This window comes from Pseudonocardia sp. ICBG1293 (genome assembly GCF_020131355.1).
In the GTDB taxonomy this organism is placed as follows: Bacteria; Actinomycetota; Actinomycetes; order Mycobacteriales; family Pseudonocardiaceae; genus Pseudonocardia.
Map to the genome: position 1 here is coordinate 23,362 of NZ_JAHLEL010000051.1, position 15,600 is coordinate 38,961.

The window sequence follows — 15,600 nt, forward strand, 5'->3', positions numbered from 1 at the left end:
CCTCCGGGAGGGTCAGGGACGGTGCGTCGGGTCCGGCCACGGCTCGCGCACCGCGGCCGACACCGCGCGCGCGGTGGTGCGCACGCAACGGTCGAACTCGGCACTGCCGTGCGCGGCGTTCGCCTCGGCCACGTCGCGGCCCCAGACGCCGGTGTCGCTGACCTGGTCCATCCGGTAGTCCCAGAACGAGTCGACGTCGCGGTGGGACACCGCGCGCTCCATCCGGACCAGGTCCGGGAACAGGTGCAGCATCACCGACGTCTCGAAGAAGTTGGCGTGCATCAGGCCGCGCCCGTGGGTGACGTGCCCGTCGACCTCGGGGCCCGGGTACATCGTCACGTACCCCAGCGCCCGGACCCGGGCGTCACCGTGCCGGACCCGCAGCTTCTCGGCGGACACGTCGAGCGAGCCGTTGTTCCAGATGTGGCCGTTGAGCAGCACGAACTGGCGGACCCCTGCCCGGTGCAGCGAGTCGACCAGGTCCTCGACCAGGGCGATCATCGTCTCGGGGCGCACCGAGACGGTCCCGCCGAACCCGCCGTGCGAGCCGGACACCCCGTAGGTCAGGGTCGGCACCACCGGGACGCCGGTCAGCGCCGAGACCCCGTGCGCGACGGCCTCGCAGATCATCGAGTCGACGGCCAGCGGCAGGTGCGGCCCGTGTTGTTCGGTGGCTCCCACCGGGATGGTCACCGAGTCGGCCCCGGTGACCGCCCGCTCGGCCTCCGGCCAGGTCATACGGTCCCAGAGCACCGGTGATCCGGTGCCGCCGAGCTCGGCGGCCAGGCCGGCGACCTCGGGCCCCAGGGGTGGTGCAACGGTCACGGAAGCAGTCCTCTCCTCGCCGGCGCTCACCAGCGCCGGTCCGATTTCTCGGGCAACAGGTCCAGTGCCCGGCGCACGACGACGGCGTCGTCGCCCGGGCGGGTCAGCCAGACCCGCGCGTCCGGCGCGTAGTCGCTGAGCAGTTCCCGGCACACCCCGCACGGGGCGATGATCCGGAACCGGTCGGCCGGTTTGACCTGCACCGACAGCACGGCCTCGACACCGGCGAGCGGCACCCCGGCGGCCCGGGCGGTGCCCAGCGCCACGCCCTCGGCGCAGATCGAGCTGCGACGGCAGGACCCTTCGACGTGCACTCCGGTGTGGACGCTGCCGTCACCGGCGCGCAGCGCGCAGGCGACCTCGTGCCGGCCGGGCACCACGACCCGGCCGAGCAGGTCCTGGGCCGCGTCGAGCAGCGCGGCGTCGGCGGCGCCCATGCCGGCCGGCGGCGTGATCCGCAGGAGCTCGGCGGTCGCGCCGACGCTCATCCGGCGAGTCCGAGCAGGCGGGCGTAGTTCCCGCCCTCGACCAGCGCCCGGTCGGCCTCGTCGGGGATCGCCTTGGCGATCTTCATCCGCTCCAGGTCGAAGTCCGAGCCGGGCCACTCGCTGCCCAGCAGGATCTTCTCCGGGCCCAGCCGGGCGTAGGCCCGCTTGACGTCGGCGATCAGGGTCGCCGAGGTCTCCAGGTACACGTGCGCACGCCGCTCCGCGACGATGATCGCCTCGGGAACGTTCCACACCGCCCCCATGTGGGCGATGATGGTCGGGACGCCGGGGTGGTCCTTGGCGATCTCCTCGATCGCCAGCGGCGCGCAGAAGGCGTCGTCCAGGGCGTTGATCAGGATCGGTAGGCCGAGCCGGGCGCAGAGCTCGAAGACCGGATCGAGCAGGCCGTGGTCGGCGACGTGGTAGCCGTGCATGCTCGGGTGCAGCTTGAGGCCGCGGAGCCCGGCGGCGGCGAACCGCTCGATCTCGTCGAGTGCGTCGTCGTCCTGCGGGCGGACCTGGCCGAACCCGATCAGCCGGTCCGGATACCTGCCGACCAGTTCGATCAGGAAGTCGTTCTCGATCCGCTGCGCCAGCGAGCAGACCATCGCCATGTCGACCCCGGCGGCGTCCATCCGGTCCAGGATCCGCTGCGGGTCGAACGGGGTGTAGGGCGGCGGCGCCTGACCGGGACGGGCACCGGTCAGGTAGTCCGAGCGTCCTCGGACGTCCTGGGTGGTGTTGTAGGCGTCGATGATCACGGGTGGACGGGCCTCCTGGGGAGGGCTCCGGCCGGTGCGGCCGGGCCGGGGACGGACGGGGTGATGTCGATCAGTGGCAGGTGGCAGCGGACCGACCGGCCATCGCCGACCGGCCGCAGGGCGGGCTCCTCGGCGGCGCAGCGCTCGACGGCGTACCGGCAACGGGTCCGGAAGCGACAGCCCGACGGGGGATCGGCCGGATCGGGCAGCTCGCCGGACAACACGATGCGTTGCCGGGTCCGTTCCAGCACCGGCACGGCGGAGAGCAGCGCCTCCCCGTAGGGATGCGCCGGCGTGGAGAAGAACGCGTCCCGCGGGGCCACCTCGATGATCTGGCCGAGGTACATGAGCGCGATCCGGTCGGCGATGTGGCGCACCACGCCCAGGTCGTGCGAGATGAACAGCAGGGTGAGGCCCTCGTCCCGGATCAGCCCGGTCAGCAGGTTGATCACCTGCGCCTGGATGGAGACGTCGAGCGCCGAGACCGGCTCGTCGGCCACGACGAAGCGCGGCGACGGCGCGAGTGCCCTGGCGATGCCGATCCGCTGCCGCTGACCACCCGAGAACTCGTGCGGGCGCCGGCTCCCGGCTGCGCGGCCCAGCCCGACCCGTTCCAGCAGGTCGCCGACGCGCTCGCCGGCCTCGGCCCGAGACATGCCCCGGGCCCGCAACAGCGGTTCGGCGACGATGTCGGCGACCGTGCGCCGCGGGTTCAGCGAGCCGAACGGATCCTGGAACACCATCTGCATGTCCCCGCGCAGCGGCCGCATCCGGGTGCTGGTCAGGTCGGTGATGTCGCGGCCCCGGTAGTGGATGCGCCCGCCGGCGGGATCGACCGCGCGCAGCAGCGCGCGGCCCAGGGTGGACTTGCCGCAGCCGGACTCGCCGACCAGGCCCAGCGTCTCGCCCTCGAGGACGTCGAGATCCACCCCGGCGACGGCGTGCACCGGGCGGCCGCCGCCGTCGCGGTAGGAGACCTGCAGGTTCTCGGTACGCACGAGTGGCTCGTTCACCGGACACCCCCGTTCCCGGCGGTCGCCGGCTCGCGCACACAGGCGTCGAGGTGCCCCGATCCGGGCTCGCGGGCCCGCAGCTGCGGGCGCGTCCCGCACTCCTCCACGGCGTCGGCGCAGCGTGGGCGGAACGCACACCCCTCGGGCCGGTCGGTCCCGGTCAGCGGGGCGCCGGGGATCGCGAACAGCGACTCGGCCGGCCGACCGTCGATCCGCGGGACCGACCGGAGCAGCCCGACGGTGTAGGGATGACGGGGCCGGCGCAGCACCTCGTCACGGGTGCCGTGCTCGACGACCCGGCCCGCATACATCACCGCGACCCGGTCGGCGACCTCCGCGACCACGCCGAGATCGTGGGTGATCAGCACGATCGACGAGTCGTGCTCGGCGCGCAGCCGCCGCAACAGCTCCAGCACCTGCGCCTGGATGGTGACGTCGAGCGCGGTGGTCGGCTCGTCGGCGATCAGCACGGCGGGTTCGTTGGCGAGCCCGGTCGCGATCATCACGCGCTGCCGCATGCCGCCGGAGAGCTGGTGCGGGTAGGAGCGGGCGGTCCGCGACGGATTGGCGATGCCGACGTCGTCGAGCAGCTCCTCGGCGCGCTCCCAGGCTGCGGCGCGGCGCAGCGGCTGGTGCAGCCGCAGCATCTCCGAGACCTGCGCGCCCGCCCGGTGCAGCGGGTTGAGCGCGGCGAGTGAGTCCTGGAAGACGACCGCGACGGCGCGGCCGCGGACCTCGCGCAACTCGGCCTCGCTCGAGTCGACCAGGTTGCGGCCGCCGAACTCGACCTGCCCGCTCACGTGGGTGCGCGGGCCGCGGTTCAACCCGACCAGGCTCATCGTCAGCGCGGACTTGCCGGAGCCGGACTCGCCGACCAGGGCGAGGATCTCGCCGCGGCGCAGATCGAGATCGACGCCGTCGACGGCCTGCAGACGGCCGTCCGGGGTGTCGAAGCCGACGCGCAGGTCCCGGATCCGCATGACGGTCTCCGACGGCCCGGTCACGGTCCGCTCCGGACACCGGTCAGCTCCGCGACGGCCGTGTCGATCAGCGCACACACCTCATCGGCGTGTACCAGCGGGGAGAAGTGGCTGCCCGGGACCGAGCTGGTGGTGGCGCCGGCGCGGGTGGCCATGTCCCGCTGGATCTGCGGGAGCAGGGTCGCGTCACCGTCGGCGACCTGGTACCAGCTCGGCAGCGTGCGCCAGGCGGGCTCGCCGGTCGGCTCTTCGAAGATCTTCCGGTCGGCGACCCGGTTCTCCGCGATGCGGCCGGCGCGCAGCTCCGGGCTGAGGTCCCAGCCGATCTCGGCCCAGTACGCCGCGCCGCGTTCGGAGCGCCACTCACCGTCCGGGCCGCGCTGCATGTGCGCCGATACCGGCGCGGGGTCGTAGCGCTCCACGATCTGCTGCACCGTCTCGCCGGCGTCCGGGGCGAACGCGGCGACGTAGACGAGCCCGGCCACCCGCGGGTCCCGGCCGACGTTCGTGATCACCGCCCCGCCGTAAGAGTGCCCGACGAGCAGCACGGGTGCCTCCAGGGCGTCGAGGGCTGCGGTGGTGTGGGCGACGTCGTCGGTCAACGAGGTCATCGGGTTGGTGACGGTGCTGACGGCGTGGCCGCGTCGCCGCAGCTCCGGCAGCACCGCGTCCCAGGTCGCCGGCGTGCCGCCGGCGCCGTGCACGAGAAGGATCCGCACGGGTGACTCATCCCTTCCGCAGACGCGGGTCGAGAACCAGGTAGAACAGGTCGACGGCGAGATTGACCAGCGTGTAGAGCAGCGCGATCGCCAGCGCGGCGCCCTGCACCACGGGGTAGTCGCGCTGCAGCACCCCGGAGATGACCATGCCGCCGACGCCGGGATAGGCGAAGACCGTCTCGGTGATGACCGCGCCGCCCAGCAGCGAGCCGAACTGCAGCCCGAGCACGGTGACGATGGGCAGCGCCGAGTTGCGCAGTACGTGCCGGAGCAGGATCGCGTTCTCGGTCATGCCCTTCATCCGGGCGGTGCGCACGAAGTCCTCGCCGCGCACCTCCAGGACCGACGCCCGGACGATGCGGGTGATGAAGCCGGCCATCGAGAGGGCGAGCGTGGTGGCCGGCAGGATCAGATGGGCGATCCAGGGCAGGACGAGGTCCGGGCGGTTCTGGAGGATCGCGTCGAGCAGCACGATGTTGGTCGTCGGCTCGTAGCCCAGCGAGTTCGGCAGCCGCCCCAGGACCGGGAGCCAGCCCAGCCACACCCCGAACACCACGACGGACAGCACGCCGAGGGCGAACCAGGGCAACGAGAAGCTGACCGTGCCGACCGCCCGGATCAGGGTGTCGATCCAGGTCCCGCGGTACACCGCGGCGAGAAGGCCGGTGACCCCGCCGATCAGCACGGCGATGCCCATCGCCGCGACGGTGAGTTCGAGCGTGGCCGGGAGCGCGGCGCCGAGCAGGCCGAGCACGTCGTTCCCGCCGAAGAACGAGCTGCCCAGGTCGAGCCGGGCCAGGTCGCCGAGGTAGGTCAGGTACTGGGCCAGGAGCGGCCGGTCCAGCCCGAGCGACTCGGCGATCCGTTGCTGGTTCTGCGCGATCTGCTCCGAGGACAGCCCGTCTCCGGCGCCGCCGAGCGCGGTGGCCGCCGAGCCGGGGATGAGCCGCATCGCCAGGAAGACCAGGGTGGCCAGGACGAGCAGCACCACCGGTACGGCGAGCAGCCGGCGCACGACCAGCCGGGTCAGCCCGGACCCTCCCGGCCGGGCTGTGGAGCGCGCCCGCCGGGTCGTCGTGGTGGTCGGGACGCTCACGGTGTCCCCTTCCGGTCGAGCGCGTCGCGGACGTCGTCGCCGACGAAGTTGCAGGCGACCACGAACACCAGGGTGGCCAGCGCAGGCAGCACGACCAGCGACGGCGCGGTGTAGAGGAACTCCTGACCGGACTGGACCATGTAGCCCCAGTCCGGGGTGGGGGGCTGGATGCCGAGTCCGAGGTAGGACATGCCGGCCGCGAACCCGGCGGCCACCGACAGCGTGGTGAGCACCTGGACCAGCAGCGGTCCGACGGTGCCGGGAAGCACCTCGGTGAGTGCGATCCGCAGCCCGCCCGTCCCGGCCATCCGGGAGGCGAGCACGTGGTCGCGCGCAGACTCGCGCGCCGCGAGCGCCCGCATCAGCCGGGCGATCCCGGGGGCCAGCGCGATGCCGACACCGACCACCAGGCTGGACGTGCCGGGCCCCGCCGCGGCGACCAGCAGGATGATCAGAAGGACGGACGGGAACGCCAGCGCGACGTCGGTCAGCCGCATCAGCAGCTGCTCGGCCCGCCCCCCGAGGTAGCCGGCGGCCAGCCCGATCGCGACACCGACGACGGTCGCCAGCACGGTCGCGGCGAGGGCGACCATGAGCAGCGGCTGCGCACCGTGCACCAGCCGTACCAGCTGGTCGCGGCCGAGGTCGTCGGTCCCGAGCAGGTGCCCCGGCGACCCCATCGGCAGCAACGCCGACGGCGACTGGCGCAGCGGGTCACCGGTCACCAGCAGCGGACCGGCCACCGCGAGCAGCACGTAGGCCAGGACCAGTGCCCAGGACACGACCGCGACCGGTGTGCGGGCGAACCGGCGCCGTGCCCCGCGCCGCGCGGTGCCCGTGCCGCCGATGGCTGACGCGGTCATGCGCCGCTCACGCTCGCGTCCTCGAGGAAGCAGCGGTGGGTGCTGAGGGCGTTGACGTTGACACCGCTCACGCTCGCGCCGGTGACCACCAGGTTCGTGGAGTGCACCAGCATCGAGAGCACCATGAAGTCCTCGGCCCAGCGGCGCTGGATCGCGGAGTAGGCGGCGGTGCGCTCCGGCCCGATCGGCATGTTCCGGGCGGCGACGGTGTCCTCGGTGAAGCGCGCGGTGCCGGGCAGGGTGTCGAAACCGGTGGCGCTCGATCCGTACACGCCCCGCGGGACGGCCATGTTCCCGACCGTGCTGTCCGGGTCGGGGACGTAGGAGTTGCGCTCCCACACGATGATCTCGTGGTACGGGTCGTCGGTGTCCATGACGCGGCTGAAGAACGCGGCCGGGTCGACGGAGTCGGAGACCACCCTCAGGCCGATGTCGGTGAGGTTCTGGGCGATCACCTGGGCGGCCCGCGGGTGCCAGGTGTCGCTGGCCGCCATCAGCCGCACCTCGCGGCCGACCGCACCGGCCGCCTCGATCAACCGGCGGGCCTCGGCGACGTCGGTCCGGCTCAGGTCCGCCAGCGACGGGTCGTGCCCCGGCATCGACGGCGGTACCGCATACCCCGCCGGCAGGGTGCCCACTCCGAAGAAGGCCTGGTCCAGGATGGCCTGCCGGTCGATCGCAAGGTTGATCGCCCGGCGCACCCCGAGCTCGGCCAGTGCCGGTCGGCGGACGTCCATCAGCAGCATCGCGTCGTAGCAGTAGGGCGTGTCGTGCACGGTCACCGCGTCGTTCGCCCGCAGCTGCCCGACCGCGGAGTACGGGGTGAACTGGGTGACCGAGACGGCTCCGCTGATCAGCGAGCCGATCATCGTGGAGGAGTCCTGGACCTGCTGCATGACCACCCGGTCGACCGGCGGTCGTCCGCCGGCGAAACCGTCGAAGGCCTCGAGGGTGACCGACTGTCCGGCGGTCGCGGCGGTGAGGCGGAAGGGGCCGGTGCCGACGAGGTGCTTGCCGATCTCGGCCCCGTGCTGGTCGAGGGCCGCCTTCGAGACGACGCGCGCCCCGATGTCGGACAGCCGGGCGAGCAGCGTGCCGTCCGGGCCCTGCAGGACGATGCGTACGGTCCGCTCGTCCGGGGCGTCGAGGGAGACGAGATTGCGGCCCAGGCTCTGGAACGGGCGCGAGGCGCCGTCGGGCAGGGTCGGGTCGTCCGCGTTCAGCTGACGGTTCAGGCTGGCCAGCACGTCGGCGGAGGTGAGGGTCGTCCCGTCGTGGAAGGTCACCCCCTGCCGCAGCGCGAACTCGTAGGTCAGCCCGTCGTCGGAGACGGTCCAGCTCTCGGCGAGGTCCGGCTGCGGCTCGGGATCGGTGAAGTCGCAGAAGGTCAGCCCCCGGCACACCGAGTCGACGACCATCCAGTCTCCGAGGGTGGTGTAGAAGGCCGGGTCGAAGACTCCGCTGGTCGCGTCGGTGCCCACGGTCAGGGTGCCGCCCGACGCGCCCGCGCCGCCCCCTCCCGGAGAGGCCACGCCGCAGGCGTTCAGCAGGCTCGTCAGGCCGACGCCGAGACCGAGTGCGCCTGCACCGCGGAAGAGGCTGCGGCGGGAGAGCTGCCGTTCGGTCGGGGTGATGGGCGGCATCGCGATCTCCTCCGGGGGGAAGTGTCGGCGGTGTGGATCCAAAATACTCTTGGTGGTATCCCGAGAGAAGTCTAGGTCGGGACCTGTTTCCGTTCGTTTACGTCGGCATGAACGGGCGGGTGGAGGGCATGGCGAGCACCACGTCCGGTGCAGCGGGTGCCCGCGGTGTCACGGGATGTGCAGCGCACCCGCCGTGATCGTCGCCAGTACCCGCCCGCCGGACAGCGAGCCGGCGGGCCCGAGTGGATCGACGTCGGTCACGGCGAGATCGGCCGGCCCGCCGACACACAGCCGGCCGGGCCCGTCGAGGCCGGCGACCGCCGCGGCCCGGGTGGTGAACAGGGCGAGCGCCTCCTGCGCGGTGATCGCCTCGCCGGGGCCGACCGGGTGCGCGAACCCGCGGATCCGCCGGGTGCGCGCCTGCCACATGCCGTGCAGCGCCGACAGTGGTGGGCCGGGGCCGTCCGAGCCACCGCCGACCGTCACGCCGGCGTCGATCCACGAGCGAAGCGGGTTCGACCGGGCGGCCACTGCCTCGCCGAGCCGGTCCACGACGGATGCTCCGGCGCTCCACCAGAGGGCCGGGTGGGCCGAGAGGGCGACGCCCAGTGATGCGGTGCGCCGCATCGCCGGTGCGCTCGGCTCGAGGTAGGCGTGGATGAGGTGGAAACCCAGGCCGGCCACCGGCGTGTCCCGGTCGGTCTCCTCCAGCACGTCCAGCACGAGATCGACGGCGGCGTCGCCGACCGCGTGGATCCCGATCCCGCGCCCGGCCGCCGCCGCGCTCCGGCAGTGCGCCCGCAGCGCCTCGACGCTCAGCGTGCAGTTGCCGGTGTAGCCGTCGGTACCCGGCCACGGGGCCGACCGCCAGGCCGTGCCGAGCGATCCGCCCCCGTCGAGGAAGAGCTTCGTGGGGCCCACCCGGAGCCGATCGGGATCGGCGTCGGCGACCCCGGACCGTCGTACGGCGGCCTGCAGCGCTGCGTCGTCGAGGTGCTCGTCGCCCAGCGGCATCACCACCATGCGGGTGGCGAGGCGCCCGGAACGGGCGGCGGCGGCATAGGCGGCGAGCTCGGCGGGGCCGACGGCCGGGTCCATCACGCTGGTGAACCCGTGCCCGCGCAGCAGCCGGGTGCCGGTCTCGATCCAGCCGGCGCGGCGCGCCTCGTCCGGCTCCCCGATCGCGGTGCGCGCGAGCTCGGCGGCGGGATGCTCGACGAGCAGGCCGGTCGGCCTGCCGTCGGGGGTGCGCTCGATGTGCCCACCCGATGGGTCGGGGGTGCCGTCGCCGATCCCGGCGGCGCGCAGTCCCGCGGTGTTGACGATCGCGTCGTGCCCCTTGCGGTCGAGGAACACCGGGCGGTGCGGTACGACGGCGTCCAGATCGGCGGCGGTGGGCAGCCGGCCCTCGGCCAGGTCCCCGGGGTCGAAACCGGCCTCCGCCTCGATCCAGCCCGCACCGGGACGGCGGGCGTCGTGCGCGACCAGGCGACGCCCGATCTCGGCGATGCTCGTCGCGTCGTCGAGTCCGACCCGTTCCTGCGCCCGCCCGGCCCACAGCACGTGCACGTGGCTGTCGACGAACCCGGGCAGCACCCGGCCGCCGGCGTCGTGCTCGACGACGCGGCCACCGCCGAGCTCGCGCCGGACCTCGTCGACCGGCCCGAGCGCGACGATCCGGTCGCCCCGGATCCCCACCGCCCCGGCCCGTGGGCGGGCCGGGTCCAGGGTGTGCACGTCACCGACCACCAGCAGAGCGCTCACGATCCACCTCTCGCTGCGGGGCTGCCGGGGGTGGGTTGCCCAGCCGGCGCATCAGGTCGGGCCAGCCCACCGGGTCGTGGCCCGGGACGAGTTCCGGCCCGCGCTCGGCGGCGGTCCGCTCCAGCCGTCGGATCGGGGCGATGCTCCGCTCGGGGGTGATCCCGATGTGCGCCCCGATCGGCTTGACGATGCGCTCGTCGGGCGGCGCGCCGTGCAGCGACACCCGCAGCGGCAGCACCCGCCGCACCCCGGTGGACGGGCCGTTCACCGGGCTCGGCACAGCGCTGCTCACAGCAGGTCGAAGTACTCGCGCTGCTCCCAGGACGACACGTCGGCCAGGTAGCGCTCGAACTCCGCCCGCTTGAGGTGGACGTACCAGTCGACGACGACGTCGCCGAGCTCGCGCCGGAACAGCGTGCTGGCGTCGAGCGCGTCGACCGCGGCGCCCAGGGTGCGCGGCAGCCGCGGTGCCTCGTCCCGGTAGGGCGAGTCCGACGGCTCGCCGGGCGAGAGCCCGCGGTCGATCCCGTCGAGACCGCACACCAGCTGGGACAGGATGTAGAGGTAGGGATTCGCCCCGGGCTCGCCCGAACGGTTCTCCAGGCGGGCGGCCGGGTCCCCGGCCGAACCGACCACCCGGACCATCGCGCCCTTGTTGTCCATCCCCCACAGCACCCGGTCCGGGGCCAGCGAGTGCGGCTGGTAACGCTTGTAGCCGTTGACGGTGGGTGTGCCGAAGACCGCGGCGGCGGCCGCGTGCTCCAGCAGCCCGGCGAGGTACGACGTGCCGACCGGCGAGAGGACCGAGCCGGGTCCCGCCCCGGGGAACACCGGGGAACCGGTGTCGAGATCGCACAGCGACTGGTGCAGGTGCCACCCGGTGGAAGCGGTCTCGGCTCCCTGCGGCCGGGACATGAACGTGGCGTGCAGCCCCATCCGCGCACACAGCTGCTTGATCGCCGTGCGGGCCAGCACGACCTGGTCGGCGACCACCGCGGCTTCGCCGGCCTCCAGGGTGATCTCGAACTGGCTGGGCCCGAACTCGAGCTCGATCGAGCGCAGCGGCAGGTCGAGCCGGGTCAGCGCCCGGTGGATCCCGGTGACCAGCGCGTCGGAGCGGTCCAGGCCGCCGATGTCGAGCAGCTGTGAGCCGGGGGTGAGCGGCCGGACCGCGGGGGCGGTGCCCGGTGCGCCGGGCCGGCCGACCTGCGCGGGATCCATCGCCGGGTCCGCGCGAGCGAACACGTGGAACTCCAGCTCCGGCCCGACGGTCAGGCTCAAGCCGCGGTCGGCCAACGCGTCCAGCTGCCGGCGCAGCAGGCCCCGGGTGCAGAACGGGACCGCCCCGCCGCCGGGGTAGTGCAGGTCGGCGAGCAGCAAGCCGGTCCGGTTCTCCCACGGCAGCACCCGGAACGTGGCCGGGTCCGGAACGAGCACCACGTCACCGGCGCCGGAGAAGCCGCGGTAGCCGTCGAGCCGCAAGCCGTCGAACACCGCGAACGACGAGCGCCCGGACGGGTCCTTCAGCAGCAGCGACGACGGCGCGGTCAGCCCGGAGCGCAGGATGCCCGGCAGCGCGGTGCTGGTGATCGACTTGCCGCGCAGCACCCCGTGCTGGTCGACGAAGCAGACCCGGACCAGCTCGATGCCGAGCTCGTCGATCACCCGGCGCAGCTGCGCCGCGGCGGCGTACTGCGGCTCGGACCACAGCCCGTGCCGTTCGATGAAGCCGCCCCGGTCGGTGTCGAGCATCGGGCGGGCGGAGCGGCCACCGCCGCCCTCGGCAACCGGACGCTCGTCGACGCTACGCATCGGCGGTCGCCCCCGCCCCGGTCACCGAGTCGTCGGCCACGGAGTCGTCGGCCACGGAGTCGTCGGACGGGGAGTCGTCGGACGGGGCGGCGCCGGGCGCGGCGGGGGAGTCGAGCGGTGTCGCCCACGGCGAGGCGGCACGGCGACGCGCGTCGTGTGCGGCCCAGCGCTCCTGCCACCCCGCGGTCGGGCTGATCATGTCGACGGCGACCGGCCCGACCAGTCGCGCGGCCCCTGCGTCGTCGAGCGGCTGGGCCGGCAGCGGGGAGCCCGCCTCGAACGCCGCCAGCGAGGTGAGCAGCAGTCGCCGGTTCGCGGTCACCGCGCGATCGGAGACCCCGAGCCGCTCGACGGTCCGGTCCTGGACCCGGCCCATGCTCTCGACCGCCCACTGGTCGTGGACGTTGATGTCCAGGCCCATCCCGGTGTAGGTCAGTTCCCGCTGCTCGGTCGCGTCGAATCCCCAGTCGTTGCCGCGGTTCCGGATCGGCCGGTAGTCCGGCAGGGTCACCTCGGCCAGCCGCTGCGCGAGCAGGGTCTCGGAATCGGTCTCCTCGGCGAAGTCGTAGAGGACCATGTACCAGTAGTGGTTCTCGTCGTCGATCGGCACGTGCCACTGCGCGAAGACCTTGTCGTTGCCGAACGGCACCACGAACGCGTTCGGGAACATCAGGTTCGTGATCCGGACGTGCGTGCGCTCCTCGTCGAGCTCGCGGATCGCGAACACGCGCAGCCCGTGCTCGGCCCGCTCGACCTCGATGTCGGGGCGGAAGTGGTCGCCGACCAGCTTGGACAGCTTCTGCCCGGTTCCCTCGACCTCCTCGCTGAACTGCCGTCCGTAGGCCTCCCGCGGGTCCTCACCGACGAAGCGGTGCAGGAACGAGACGTGGCTGGGGTCGATCCCGCCCTCGACGCCCTGGAGCCAGTTGCGCTCCCAGAGTCCCTTGAAGGCGAAGGTGTGGGCCTGCGGGGCGGTGAAGCAGTCGAACGCCGGGAACGGTGGCGGATCGCCGGCGCCGAGGTAGGCGAAGACGATGCCGTTGCGCTCCTCGCAGGGGTAGCTGCGGATCCGGATCTTGTCGGCGAAGGTGCTCGACGGTGGCTCGGCCGGCTGCTCCAGGCAGCGGCCGTCGGGGCCGTAGAGCCAGCCGTGGTAGAGGCAGCGCAGGCCGCCGTCCTCGAGCCGGCCGTAGGACAGATCGACACCCCGGTGCGCGCAGAACCGGCTGACCAGGCCCCATCCGCCGTCGTCGCGCCGGAACAGCACCAGGTCCTCGCTCATCAGCCGGACGGCCTTGACCGGGCGGTCCTCGGGCATCTCCGAGACCAGCGCGGCGGGCTGCCAGTAGGCGCGCATCAGCCGGCCGAGCGGGGCGTCCGGGCCGGTGCGGGTCAGCTTCTCGTTGTCCTCGCGCTTCAGCACGACGGGCCTCCCTTGCGTCGGGAACGGTTCACGGGTCGCGCTCCGGCCGCGGACCGGGCCTGCGGCGCAGGGGTGGCCATCAGTGGCAGCACCCGTCGTCGGAGCGTGCGGGGGCCGGTGCCGGCAGGTCGAGCGAGGGGTTGCGGTCGAAGAACCCGTCGGGCTCCATCCGCATCCCGATCCGGTGCACGGCCATGATCGGCCACTCCTCGGGGCGCGGGTCGTGGTGCACGCCGACGACCGGCCAGAGCACCAGCTCGGCGTCGTCGAGCGGGCGATCGGCCCGCTGCCACACGTGCACGCCGTCCTCGCCGAGCGGGCCCTGGTTCGGGTACTCGCCTGCGATGAAGCGCTCGTCGGCGGCGTAGGCGCTGGCCCAGAGCTGGCGGGACACGAACGGCGCCTTGCGTTCCACGACGCTGCCGGGCCGGGCGAACAGCCGGGTCGTGTTCGGCAGCACGAGCCGGTAACCGGTGGGCTCGCCGAACCGGTTGGTCCGCTCGGTGTTCTCCACCAGCCAGTGCACCGCCCGGGACGCGTCGGAGCTGCGGGCACCGTGGGCCTCGCTGATGATCGGGGTGCGGACCATCCGGCAGGCGTTGCCGTACGGGTCGAGCTCCGGATCGGGCTCGATCTCGGCGTGGATCTCGCTGAGCCGGTTGCGGGGCCCGTCGACGGCGGTGTCCAGGCGCAGCCCGAAGTAGTGCTGGTGGTTCGACGCCTGCACGTCGGCCCCGACCCGGCGGCCGTGCCGCGCGGTCCGGTCCGGGCCGAGCCCGGTGACCGACATGATGCCGGTCAGCTTGATCTCCAGGTCGATCGTGCCGTCCTGGTGCAGCGACCAGTAGAAGCCGTAGTCGTAGTTGGCGACGGTGGCGAAGGAGGAGACGACCATCTTCCGGCTGCGGCGGACCTCGGCGTGGCCGGTGCGGGTGTTGACGTGCTTCCAGAGGATCGAGGCGTCCTCCTCGTGCAGGCACACCGCGTTCCGGACGGTGCGCGGCTCGCGGTGCCCGCCCAGTACGGCGGCGTCGAGGTAGCGGATCTCGCCGAGGCAGTCGCAGCCCAGTGCCAGTGACGCGGTCAGCGGGCCGGCGCCGTACTCGCCCCAGTCGAAGAAGTTCTTCCGGTACGCGGTCGGGTCCGGGTCGAGGTAGGGCACGTACATCTCGTTGACCGCGGCCCGGCGCAGCACCGTGCGCTCGCGGTCGCCGTCGAGGTAGCGCACGTCGTGCAGCACCATGCCCTCGCGGTGGGTGAAGCCCACCCGGAACGACCAGTTCTGCCAGCGCACCAGGTGCCCGTCGACGGTGAAGCCCGGCCCGTCGGGCTGGACGATCTCCAGCGGGGCGACGACGCGGTCCGGGCCCCAGTCACCGGATCGGTAGTTCCCGGCCTCGGCGGTGGGCGGGCCGGAGTCGTGGTCCTCGATCCGCAGGATCTCGAAGGTCTCCATGTCGACGATCGGGACCAGTCCGGGGACCGGGCGCGCGTAGCCGTTGTCCTCGCGGTGCTCGCGGTGCCAGACCGCCCCCCAGGACAGCCGCCGCCCGGCGAACTCCGGGGGCTCGAAGCCGGTGATCGACTCCGGGTCGACCCAGACCAGCGACGGGTCGGTGATCCCGCGGCGGGCCAGTGCCGCGCGCATCCCGGGATCGTCCCGGCAGGCCTGGGCCATCATCCGGGCCTCCTCGCTGGAGATCCCGGGCCGGCGGGCGTCCACCGGGGTCCAGGTCTGCAACGACGCCGATCGGTCGGTCCCCGACGTCCAGCCGGTGACCTCCCACGCGGCGTGCGCGTCGGGGTTCATGACGATCGACCGGACCGGCCGACCGACGCCCGCCGGTAGGTCCCGGGCACGGTGCTCGTCGACCGACACCCCCCAGAACCGGGGGTGCTCGCCGATCCGCGGGTCGGCCTTCACCAGGGCGACGACCTCGGTGATCTCCGACTCGGCCAGGGGTTCGGTCCAGTGCCGCTCGGTGGGCGACGGCGGGGTCTGCCGGCCGAACCGCGGGCCGCTGCCGGCTCCCGGTGTCCGCTCCGGTCCGGACGCGGCAGCGCCCTCGATCACGCTCATCGGGTGGGTCCTCCTCCACCGGGTGCCCGGACGAGGCCGGCGCGACCACGGGTCGACGTTTGGTATCCATAATGGCTTAACATGGATCCGAAAGTGAAGGCTGTGGCCCGAGATCGACTGCGGCTGGACGCGC

Annotated in this window: 14 protein-coding genes; all 14 read right to left on the minus strand. The window is 73.2% G+C overall.

The window, feature by feature from the left end; genetic code table 11:
* Nucleotides 1-12: 12 nt before the first annotated feature.
* Nucleotides 13-825, minus strand: a complete 813-nt coding sequence (locus KPF47_RS26070; protein WP_224391447.1) for a creatininase family protein — start codon at nt 823-825, stop codon at nt 13-15.
* 26 nt (nt 826-851) lie between these two features.
* Entirely contained in the window at nt 852-1,313 is a 462-nt protein-coding gene (locus tag KPF47_RS26075) for a hypothetical protein (RefSeq protein WP_224391448.1), read from the minus strand.
* Complete coding sequence (locus tag KPF47_RS26080) at nt 1,310-2,074, minus strand: amidohydrolase family protein (RefSeq protein WP_224391449.1); 765 nt, start codon at nt 2,072-2,074, stop codon at nt 1,310-1,312. Before KPF47_RS26080 ends, KPF47_RS26075 begins: the two co-directional genes overlap by 4 nt.
* Nucleotides 2,071-3,072 carry an ABC transporter ATP-binding protein gene (locus KPF47_RS26085; protein ID WP_224391450.1) on the minus strand — a complete coding sequence of 334 codons (1,002 nt, stop codon included), beginning with the start codon at nt 3,070-3,072 and terminating at the stop codon, nt 2,071-2,073. Before KPF47_RS26085 ends, KPF47_RS26080 begins: the two co-directional genes overlap by 4 nt.
* 11 nt (nt 3,073-3,083) lie before the next feature.
* On the minus strand, nt 3,084-4,091 hold the full coding sequence (locus KPF47_RS26090; protein ID WP_224391451.1) for an ABC transporter ATP-binding protein: 1,008 nt from the start codon (nt 4,089-4,091) through the stop codon (nt 3,084-3,086).
* Complete coding sequence (locus KPF47_RS26095; RefSeq protein WP_178373346.1) at nt 4,088-4,786, minus strand: alpha/beta fold hydrolase; 699 nt, start codon at nt 4,784-4,786, stop codon at nt 4,088-4,090. The genes KPF47_RS26090 and KPF47_RS26095 overlap by 4 nt, the downstream gene beginning before the upstream one ends.
* A gap of 7 nt (nt 4,787-4,793) precedes the next feature.
* Nucleotides 4,794-5,882, minus strand: coding sequence for an ABC transporter permease (locus tag KPF47_RS26100; RefSeq protein WP_224391453.1), 1,089 nt, complete (start codon nt 5,880-5,882; stop codon nt 4,794-4,796).
* Nucleotides 5,879-6,745 (minus strand): ABC transporter permease, encoded by an 867-nt coding sequence (locus tag KPF47_RS26105; protein WP_224391454.1) that lies wholly within the window; start codon nt 6,743-6,745, stop codon nt 5,879-5,881. Before KPF47_RS26105 ends, KPF47_RS26100 begins: the two co-directional genes overlap by 4 nt.
* Nucleotides 6,742-8,388: an ABC transporter substrate-binding protein gene (locus KPF47_RS26110; RefSeq protein WP_224391455.1), complete on the minus strand. Its 1,647-nt coding sequence runs from the start codon at nt 8,386-8,388 to the stop codon at nt 6,742-6,744. Before KPF47_RS26110 ends, KPF47_RS26105 begins: the two co-directional genes overlap by 4 nt.
* A 168-nt stretch (nt 8,389-8,556) precedes the next feature.
* Entirely contained in the window at nt 8,557-10,152 is a 1,596-nt protein-coding gene (locus tag KPF47_RS26115; RefSeq protein ID WP_224391456.1) for an amidohydrolase, read from the minus strand.
* On the minus strand, nt 10,127-10,420 hold the full coding sequence (locus KPF47_RS26120) for a hypothetical protein (protein ID WP_224391457.1): 294 nt from the start codon (nt 10,418-10,420) through the stop codon (nt 10,127-10,129). Before KPF47_RS26120 ends, KPF47_RS26115 begins: the two co-directional genes overlap by 26 nt.
* A 20-nt stretch (nt 10,421-10,440) precedes the next feature.
* Complete coding sequence (locus KPF47_RS26125; protein WP_224391458.1) at nt 10,441-11,964, minus strand: glutamine synthetase family protein; 1,524 nt, start codon at nt 11,962-11,964, stop codon at nt 10,441-10,443.
* Nucleotides 11,957-13,387 carry a Rieske 2Fe-2S domain-containing protein gene (locus KPF47_RS26130; RefSeq protein WP_224391459.1) on the minus strand — a complete coding sequence of 477 codons (1,431 nt, stop codon included), beginning with the start codon at nt 13,385-13,387 and terminating at the stop codon, nt 11,957-11,959. Before KPF47_RS26130 ends, KPF47_RS26125 begins: the two co-directional genes overlap by 8 nt.
* Before the next feature lie 79 nt (nt 13,388-13,466).
* Nucleotides 13,467-15,467, minus strand: coding sequence for a primary-amine oxidase (locus KPF47_RS26135; RefSeq protein ID WP_224391460.1), 2,001 nt, complete (start codon nt 15,465-15,467; stop codon nt 13,467-13,469).
* Nucleotides 15,468-15,600: the final 133 nt, after the last annotated feature.

Coding starts and splice junctions, on each gene's coding strand:
- KPF47_RS26075 (WP_224391448.1), bottom strand. CDS start 1,313: ATGAGCGTCGGCGCGACCGCCGAGCTCCTGCGGATCACGCCGCCGGCC.
- KPF47_RS26105 (WP_224391454.1), bottom strand. CDS start 6,745: ATGACCGCGTCAGCCATCGGCGGCACGGGCACCGCGCGGCGCGGGGCA.
- KPF47_RS26110 (WP_224391455.1), bottom strand. CDS start 8,388: ATGCCGCCCATCACCCCGACCGAACGGCAGCTCTCCCGCCGCAGCCTC.
- KPF47_RS26125 (WP_224391458.1), bottom strand. CDS start 11,964: ATGCGTAGCGTCGACGAGCGTCCGGTTGCCGAGGGCGGCGGTGGCCGC.
- KPF47_RS26135 (WP_224391460.1), bottom strand. CDS start 15,467: ATGAGCGTGATCGAGGGCGCTGCCGCGTCCGGACCGGAGCGGACACCG.